The 2,140-nt window shown below is 71.7% G+C and carries 1 protein-coding gene; it reads right to left on the minus strand.

Going from position 1 to position 2,140, the window contains the following annotated elements:
- On the minus strand, positions 1–1,622 hold a 1,622-nt coding region (locus tag OEY_RS29105), incomplete at its 3' end, for a condensation domain-containing protein (protein ID WP_237713793.1).
- Positions 1,623–2,140: the final 518 nt, after the last annotated feature.

The following is a 2,140-nucleotide window of genomic DNA, read 5'->3' on the forward strand; positions in this document are numbered from 1 at the left end:
GCCGGGGTGGACAGTCCGACGAGGGTGTCGGCGCCGGCGGTGAGCCGGGCGACGAGGACCGCGGCGGCGGCGTGCAGCACCTCGGTGGCGGTGACGCCGTGGCGCCGGGCGAGGTCGCCCACCCGGTCCCCCAGCTCGGCGGGGACGGGTAGGTCGAGGCGGGCGGCGACGGGGGTGCTGCGCGGACCGGTGCGGCGACGGTCGGCGGGCAGCTCGAGGTGTTCGGGCGCCCCGGCCAGGGCGGCCCGCCAGAACCGCTCGAGGTCGGCGTCGCGGCGCAGGCGCTCGGCGACGGCGGCGGTCGCGGGGTGGATGCGCGCGACCGGCGTGTCCGGTTCGGCCCGCAGGAACTCGCCGAACAGCTCGACAAAGCGAGCGTGGTGCTCGCGCAGCTCGTCCGGCTCGTACTGGTGGGGATTGCCGCGGAAGTCCACGAACGTCCGGGCGGGGGTGCCGCTCTGATAGATGTTGACCAGCAGGTCCTCGACCGGACCCGAGGTCATGATGTGGAACTCGCCGCGGATGGGGCCGAGCGCGATCTCCTGGCGGAAGAGCATCACGTTGATCATCGGTCCGCCGTAGCTGCGGGCCCGGCCGGTGGTGCCGGTCTCGCGGCGGATGTCCTCGAGGCTGAACCGCTGGTGCCGCAGCGCACCGGTCAGTTCCAGCTGGGCGCGGTGCACCAGGTCGCCGCGGGTGTCGGTGTCCTCGAGGCGGATGTGCAGCGGCGCGGTGTTGACGAGCATGCCGCCGGAGCGCTTGGCCGCCACGGTGGTCCGCGCGAACACCGGCAGGTTGAGCATCACGTCGGCGCGGCCGGTGATCCGGGAGAGGTAGCACGCGAACGCCGCGACCACCGTCGCGGCCGCCGACGATCCGCTCGTGGCGTCGGCGTCGGTCAGCCGGGCGACCAGGTCGTCGGGCAGGGTGACGCTGTCGAGGGTGCTGCGCGCGGCGGTCGGGGCCGTCCGCCGCGCCAGGGTCGATCCGTCCTCGAGCCCGGCGACCCGCCCGATCCAGTAGTCGCGGTCGCTCGTGTACCGGCTCGAACCGCGGTAGTCGAGGTCGGATCGGTAGAGGGAGTGCAGGTCGGCGGCGGTGGGCGGCTCGGGGGCCCGGTCCTCGTGGGCCGCCGAGTACAGGGCGGCGATCCGGTTGACCATCGTCATGGCGCCGAAACCGTCGAGGGCGACGTGGTGGATCCGGCTGTACCACAGGTGCCGTCGCTCGCCGAGCCGCAGGATCGTCATGTTCACCAGCGGGTCGCGGGCCAGATCGACCGGGGTGGCGTAGTCGGTGTTCATCCACTGCTGCGCCGCGGCCATCGGGTCCGGGGCCCCGGAGAAGTCGAGCAGCGGGACGTCGCTGCGGTCGAGGTCCGGATCGACGTACTGGTAGGGCTCGCCGTCGACCTCGACGACGCGCAGGTACGGCGACTGGAACTCGCGCGCGGCCTCGTGCGCGACGGCGCGCAGCAGATCCAGGTCGAGGTCTCCGGGCAGGTCGACGTACTGGGCGATGCAGACGGGGACCTCGGGTGCCAGCTGTTGCGCGACCCAGATCGAACGCTGGGCGGAGGACAACGGGAAGGCCCCGGGCGGAATGTACGGCCGCTCTTGCAACGAACTCCCCTTCACGAAAGTGATTCCAGTGCTGTCCTGGCACCCCCCGGCACCGTGCAGGAAAACCTCTCGGTCGGATCGACGTGGCTGTAGCTCTCTCCCCTTCGATCGTCCGCGCCCTCGAAGATGTGACAGCGGGCGCTCCCTCAAGCTAGACCACCGCGACGACATCCCGACCCGAAACCGGAGCGAAAAATCGACCCCCCGGGCCGCATCGTTTCCGAGTCGAGACCTCGACGGGGACCTGTCGCCGTCTCGACCGCAGATCGACGGGAAACTGTGACCGTTCCATCGCGGTCCGGTCACCGAATGAGCGCGAATCACGGTTTCGAGAGCCGTCTTTCGAGCCGGTTCACGGAAACGGCCCGCGCCGGCCCCGACCCCCCTATTGTCGAGCCGACCACGTCGTCGCCCGTGCCCGTCCCACCCTCGAGGAGCTCTGGATGCAGCAGCGTCGATGGACCGTTCGTTCGCTCACCGCCGCAGCCGCTGTCGCGGCGGGGGGGGGCGGGGCCCCC

It is taken from the genome of Rhodococcus sp. P14 (genome assembly GCF_000256505.1).
Taxonomy (GTDB): domain Bacteria; phylum Actinomycetota; class Actinomycetes; order Mycobacteriales; family Mycobacteriaceae; genus Rhodococcus; species Rhodococcus ruber.